Raw genomic sequence first — 7,123 nt, 5'->3', positions numbered from 1 at the left:
CTCTTACTAAAAAGTAAGCAAGAGAAATTTACACAAAATATCTTACACTACCAATTTTTTATTTTAGTTGATAAATACGTCTTCAATAATAGTGTTATTAGCATTTCTGAAAATTGTTAAAGGTTCTTCTTTATTATCTGTTGTTACTTTAACAAATTTAACAATTATATAGGATTTTCCTTTTTCTGGGATATCGTTAAATACAAATAAGAAACGATTTAAATTGTTTTCACTTGCTGTAACGCTTGAAGTGTATTCAACATAATTTTCTTGTTCACTACCTTCTTTTTTAACTAATTTAAATTTACCTGATGTTCTATCATATTCTCTAATGGTTAATTTATAAGTTGAACCATTTTCAATAGATGTAACATTAGAAGCGATTGTAAATGGTTTTTTAGCTTGATCACTTTCTGCAACTTCACTTGAAGCAACTCTTTGTGCACTAATTAAACGTGATGTGGTGGTTAATTGCTTAATTAAACTTTCTGATTCAAAAGATAATTTAGTTGCTTTTGATTTATCACTTTCGTTTTGTTCACTAACTAATAAATCTGAAATTAAATAAGTTTTTTGACCTTGTAATTTATCAAATTCAAAAGTTAAAGGTTTTGAAGTATCTAAATAAACTTGTGATTTAGTTTCTATTTCTTTTGTTTGTTTATAACCTGTAGAACCTAATGAAATTTCACTTAATACAACTCAAACTTTTTTATCTTTTATTTGTTCAGGTTTGCTGAAAGTTAATGATACTTGTGTAGATGTAGCTGTTTTATTTGGGGTTAAAATAAAGTCACCACTTGAAATATCTGGAGTTTTGGTTGTTGTAAATGCATAGAGTTTATTTTCATTTTCTGTGCTTAATTCTACTTGTTGAAATTCACTATATGAATTTTCTCCAGTTTTAGTAGCTCTTGAAAATTTAAATAAATAATTGGTTTCTGGTTCTAAATTTTTTAATGTAACTATTGCTTTGTTTTTATAACCTTCTACTACTCTAAAATCTTCGTTAGCTAAAGTACTGAAATCTGCATCTGCTTCTTTTTTGTATTCAAATTTATACTTATATTTAGAATCATCAAAATTTAAATCTGTATTTTTTGATTCAAAGTTAAATTCTGCTGAAGTAGAAAATAAATTAGTTTGACTTACATATAAAAAGTTTTTTTCTTCTTTTTTGTCTGAACAAGAAATCAAAGTAATAACTGAAGCAGAAACTGTGCTTAGTGCTAAAATAGGCTTTAATAATTTATGTTTTTTCATTTTATCCTTTACAATCTTTATAATTACTAAATTTTTGTTAAATTAATATATGTTTAATTATATAATAAAAATGCAAAAAAACCTTAATTTTTATGATACTTTAAAGATTTTTTTACCTAATTTTATGTATTCTTCAATATTTTTGCTTAAAATTTGAAAACTATTAATGTATAAATCATCATTTTTTAGATTGATTCCAGCTTCTTGTAGAATTATAGATGGTTTATCTTTTCCACCTGCTGATAAGAAATTATGAATATAATTTTCTAATGATTTTGGTCCATTAATTTTGTAATCATTAAAGAAATAATTTGCAACTAAAAAACCAATTGCATATTTATAAACATAGAAATCTAAATAAAAATGAGGAACAATTGTTGCAAAAATTAAACTTTTTTCATTTTTAAAACCAGAAGCAAAATATTCTTTATATGTGTTAGAATAAATTTTTGCTAAATCATCAAATGTAGAAATTTCTTGATTTTTGTCTATTGCATTATAAACGTGATACTCATAATTTGATCAAAAGGTTTGTTTAACAACAGTGGAAATAAAATCTTGAATATTTTTTCTTAATATTTGTAACTTGGCTAAATCATTTTTAGCATTTTCTTTTAAATAGTCACTAACTACTAATTCATTAAATATTGATGCAATTTCAGCTAATAAAATAGGATATTCTGCATTGTTTTGATCTTGATTTTTATTGGAGTAATATGTGTGCATTGAATGTCCCATTTCATGAGCAAGAGTTAAAACAGACTCTAAAGTGTAATCTCAATTCATTGAGATAAATATCTTATCTAAACCATAAGCATTACTAATTGAATATGCACCAGAAGTTTTTCCATCACAATTCATATAATCAATTCATCTTTCATTAAAAGCTTTTTGAGAAACATCGTTATATTCTTGTCCCATTATGCTTAAAGATTTTTTATAAATTTCTTGTGCTTCTTCTACTGAATATATTTCTTTTTTATCAACTAAATCAACAAATGAGTCGTAATATTCTTTCTTTTGGTTGAATTTAGCTTTAAAAAATAAAGAATCATATTTTTGAAATTTCTTTAATAATGGTTTTAATTTTTTAACATTATTAAAGAGAGTTTGGAGCATATTTTCTTCAATATAATCTTCACTTATAAAGGATTCTACGGAAGAATTGTATTTTCTTTTAAGAGCAAAAGTAGAAATTCTTGAAAAATGCTGGATTAAAAGTTTTGCATAAGTGTTTTTATTTTTAAAATAAGAATTAAGATAACTATTAAAAGCAGTTTTTCTTAAATTTCTGTCTTTGTTTTTCATTAATAAAGAATAATTACTGTGAGTAATTTTAATTTTTTTGTTTTTAGAAGTTGTTCCATAACCTAAATCAGTTTCAACATCACTTAAAACTTGAAAAATTTCAGAAAAATCAGGATTTGCTTTATTGATGTCTAAAAGAAAATTTTCGATTTCATCGCTTAATTTGTGTTTTTGGAAATCTAAAATTTGTGTTAACTCATATTTAAATGATTTTAGTCTTTCATCCTTTATTCATTCTTTGATTTTGTCAATATTTTTGTATAAACGGTTTATTTCAGAACCATTTTGTTTATTAAATTCATCTAGATCATTTTCAAATTTTACTTGAATTTTACTTATGATTGGATCAACAGAGTTTATAGATAGTTTATTAGATAAATAGTTAATTATTTTGTTTAATTTTAGCTCATTTTTATTTTCTAGTTCTTTAAAATAAATAAAAGATTCAATATTTTCATATTTTGAATCTTTATATTTTAATTCTTCATTTTTACTTATTCAATATTCTTGAATAATAACTTCAATTTTTTTATTTTCAAGAAGACTTTCTAAATCGAAACGATATTTTTCTGGAATATCAGAATATTTTTTATATGATTTCATTTTCTTTTTTAAATGTTTCAAGTAATAATCTTACTTCTTCTTCTGTATCACATTTAATTGCTTGATGTGATAAAGCATGAGCTTTTTTATAATCTATTTTAGAAATTAATTTTTTTGCTTCTAATAAACTTGTTGCTGACATTGAAAATTCATCAAGACCCATTCCTAATAATAAAGGAATTGCATTTAAATCTCCAGCCATTTCTCCACACATTCCTGCTCATTTACCGGCTTTGTGTGCTCCATCAATTGTCATTTTAATTAATTTTAAAATTGAAGGATTTAATGGTTGGTATAAGTAAGAAACTTTTTCATTCATTCTATCGGCAGCCATGGTGTATTGCATTAAATCATTTGTTCCTATTGAAACAAAATCTGCATATTTACAAAATTGTTCACTTAAAACTGCTGCTGCTGGTATTTCCACCATCATTCCTACTTCTATTTTGTCAGATACTTTATGACCTTCTGCTTTAACTTGTTCCAACACTTTTAAGTAGATTTCTTTTGCTTGTTTGAATTCATCAACTGTTGCAATCATAGGGAACATAATTGCTAAATTTCCGTAATAAGAAGCTCTGATTAAAGCTCTTAATTGTGTTATAAAAGTTTCTTGTTTATCAAGAGAAAGTCTAATCGCTCTGTAACCTAAAAATGGATTCATTTCTTCAGGGAATTTAAAGTATTTTAAAGTTTTATCCCCACCAATGTCAAGAGTTCTTACAACCACTTGTTTTCCTTGCATTTTTTCTAAAACTGCTTTGTAAGAGTTAAATTGTTCTTCTTCAGAAGGTCAGTTTTCTGCATCCATATATAGAAATTCACTTCTAAATAATCCAATAGCATCGGAGTTATATTTCAATGCTCCTTCTGTATCTTGAACTGAACCGATATTAGTTGCTAGAGTAACTTCTCTACCATCTTTTGATAAAGATTTTTTAGTTAAAAAGTTTTCTAATTCCTTTTTATTTTCCATAAATTTTTTAAATTCTAATTCGAATTCTTTTATTTCTTCTAATGATGGGTTTATAATAACAACACCTTTTTCACCATTCATTGCTACAACATCTTTATTTTTTACTATTTCTGTAATATTTCCTAAACCTAAAATTGCCGGAATTTCTAGACTTCTAGCCATAATTGCAGAGTGAGAGGTTCTACCACCAATATTAGTTAAAAATCCTTTTACAAATTTCTTATTTAATTGTGCAGTATCTGATGGTGTTAAATCTTCTGCTACAATAATAGTTTCTTCGTTGATTGCTGATAAATCAACAATTTCAATACCTAAAATATTTTTAATAATTCTTGTAGCAACATCTTTAATGTCTGCTGCTCTTTCTTTCATATATGGATCATCGAAATTTGAAAACATTTCAATAAATTTTTTAGTTACATTTTCTGTCGCAAAAGCTGCATTCAATTTTTCATTTTTAATTAAGTTTTGCACTTCATCCATAATTGCTGGATCATTTGCTACTTGTATATGAGCATCAAAAACAGCAACTTCTTCTTCGTTTAGTGTTTTAGATGCTTTTTCTTTAATTGATTCTATTTGTTTTATAGTTTTATTTATTGCTATATTAAAAAGATTTAATTCTGCTTCAACATTTTCAATTTTTGAATTTGTTAATTCAATTTTTTGCTCTTCAATTTTGAATATTTTTGCAATTGAAATACCATTTGAAGCTCCTATCCCTGTAATTTTTTTAGACATATTTCCCCCTTGTTTTTAATCTTTTGTAGTAATAAAATTATATAATTTTTTTATGAAAATAAAAAACAAATTAGTCTATTTTTAACTAATTTGTTAATTATAATTACAAAAACAATTTTTAGATTAAATTATTTTCGACCATTGTAGTTTTTAAAGCTTCCATAGCTTCTTTTTCATCTTCACCTTCTGCTTCAATTGAAATTTCTTGTCCTTGTTTAATAGCTAAAGACATAATATTCATAATTGATTTAGCGTTTGCAGAAGCTGCAGATGTAATGATTTTAATATCTGATTTGAATTTTGAAGAAACAGAAACAATTTTTGAAGCTGGTCTTGCGTGTAATCCAATTGGATCAGATATAACAACAGTTATTTTTTCCATAATACCTTTCTAAAATATTATTTATTTTTTGTCTATATTTAAATTTTAACACAACAAAATGAAATTATTTAAAAATTTTTATTTTGTTGTGCATACTTTTGATAGGTTCAAAACTTTTTCGATGAATTGAACAAAAACCAAATTTTTTTAATGCTTCTTTGTGTTCTTTTGTTAAATAACCTGAATTTTGACTAAAATTATATACTGGAAAATCTTTGGAAATTTCTTTCATAAAGGAATCTCGCGTATATTTAGCAATTAAAGAAGCAGCAGCAATTGATAATGATTTAGAATCACCTTTGGTAATATTTTCTTGATTGATATTAGAATCAATTTTAACAAAATCAGTTAAAACTAAATCAATTTTTGTATTAAATTTTTCAATTGACTTTTTCATTGCTTCTTTTGTTGCGTTTAAAATATTAATTTCATCTATTGTTTGAGAGTCTATAAAAATTGTGTAATATTCTAATGAATTTTCTACAATTAAGTCTACAAGTTCTTTATGTTTGTTTTTAGGAATTTTTTTAGAATCAGTTATTTGATTACTATCAAATTCAGTTTTTAAAATAAGACAGGTTGCAACAACTGGTCCCGCTACACAACCGCGACCAACTTCATCGCAACCTGCAATTATTTTTATTTCATTATTTAAAAAACTATCATCAAAGTTTTTTAATGTGCTTTTATTCGTATTTTTCAGGATGTTTTTCTTTCATTAATTTAATAAATTCTTCTTTTGGTAAATGAGAATATTTATTCATTAATTCAACACATTCATTGTATTCTTGAATAGCATATTCAATTCCTTCAAAACCATTTACAGAAGTAATTCCTACTCTTTTTCAATTTTTGTATGTGCTAAAAAATAATTCTACTTCTCTTAATCATCATTTTGGTAAGTCTTCTAATTTTTGAATGTGATCTAAACGGTAATCATCTTCATGAACAGCTATTAATTTTGTATCTGTTTCACCATCATCAATCATTTTCATAGCTCCAATTATTCTTGCATTTAATACAGAACCACTAAAAAATGATTCATCTGAATAAACTAATACGTCTAATTCATCTCCGTCTCAATCTAGTGCTTCTCTTAATGAACCATAATTAGCTGGATATCTAAAACCATCTCTTAAAATTCTATCTACTATAATTTGATTGGTTTTTCTATCATATTCATATTTTATATTTGACCCTTTTGGGATTTCTATATTTACTTGTACTATCTTTTTCATAATAAAAAATTTTATCATTTTTTCTCAATTTAGTTTGAAATATGTTCATTTTTGCTATGTTTTTTATTTTTTATTAAAATCATCAAAATCACTAATGAATTAGTAATAATTGCAAAACTGGATCAAATTAATAGTTGAATCATTTCTGTAATACTTATAGCAATGCCACCGTCTAAATTATAAATTGTAATCAATCCAGCAATTAATCAATAAGTAAATCATAAAATTTCAACAGTTAAAACGAGTGATTTATAAAATAATGATAACCCTTTCATTTTTTTAAAAAATAACCCTTTAATTAATTGTGGCAATGATGCAAATGAAATACAAAAACTTGCAGCATTTATTAAAATTGAATTTACTATATTGTTATTGAATGAGATTATTTTAAGACTACTTAAAATAGTTAAAATAATGACTAAAATATAGGAAAATGACAGAAAAATGGCAATATAAATGTAGTTGAGTTTTTTGGAATATTTGTAAAATAACACAATTAGCAAACTTAATAAACTTAAATCTACAAATGAAGCTATAAAAATGAAAATTGAAATTTCATCCTTAAATGAAATATAAAGTGCACCAGTGTTTTTATAACCTATTTGTATTTTA

General features: G+C 24.6%; 7 protein-coding genes. All 7 read right to left on the bottom strand.

All coding sequences use genetic code 4. From position 1 onward, the window contains the following. Positions 1 to 63 precede the first annotated feature (63 nt). The gene (locus ACXX89_RS03870; protein ID WP_436359149.1) at positions 64 to 1,263 is read right to left on the bottom strand and encodes a hypothetical protein; all 1,200 of its coding nucleotides are present in this window, start codon (positions 1,261 to 1,263) and stop codon (positions 64 to 66) included. Between the two features lie 90 nt (positions 1,264 to 1,353). Continuing rightward, positions 1,354 to 3,174: an oligoendopeptidase F gene (gene pepF / locus ACXX89_RS03865; protein ID WP_436359150.1), complete on the bottom strand. Its 1,821-nt coding sequence runs from the start codon at positions 3,172 to 3,174 to the stop codon at positions 1,354 to 1,356. Beyond that, on the bottom strand, positions 3,161 to 4,891 hold the full coding sequence (gene ptsP / locus ACXX89_RS03860) for a phosphoenolpyruvate--protein phosphotransferase (RefSeq protein ID WP_458557714.1): 1,731 nt from the start codon (positions 4,889 to 4,891) through the stop codon (positions 3,161 to 3,163). The genes pepF and ptsP overlap by 14 nt, the downstream gene beginning before the upstream one ends. Before the next feature lie 118 nt (positions 4,892 to 5,009). Continuing rightward, the gene (locus tag ACXX89_RS03855; RefSeq protein WP_436359152.1) at positions 5,010 to 5,273 is read right to left on the bottom strand and encodes an HPr family phosphocarrier protein; all 264 of its coding nucleotides are present in this window, start codon (positions 5,271 to 5,273) and stop codon (positions 5,010 to 5,012) included. Positions 5,274 to 5,337: 64 nt separating this feature from the next. Next, positions 5,338 to 5,907 carry a ribonuclease HII gene (locus ACXX89_RS03850; RefSeq protein ID WP_458557715.1) on the bottom strand — a complete coding sequence of 190 codons (570 nt, stop codon included), beginning with the start codon at positions 5,905 to 5,907 and terminating at the stop codon, positions 5,338 to 5,340. Positions 5,908 to 5,959: 52 nt separating this feature from the next. Continuing rightward, on the bottom strand, positions 5,960 to 6,511 hold the full coding sequence (locus ACXX89_RS03845; protein ID WP_458557713.1) for an inorganic diphosphatase: 552 nt from the start codon (positions 6,509 to 6,511) through the stop codon (positions 5,960 to 5,962). Positions 6,512 to 6,540: 29 nt separating this feature from the next. Then, a partial coding sequence (locus ACXX89_RS03840; RefSeq protein WP_458557712.1) for a hypothetical protein occupies positions 6,541 to 7,123 on the bottom strand: 583 nt, incomplete at its 5' end.

This window comes from Mycoplasma sp. 1012, assembly GCF_054343455.1.
Note: the sequence above shows the minus strand (reverse complement) of the source record. Positions and strands in the feature narration are given on the sequence as shown.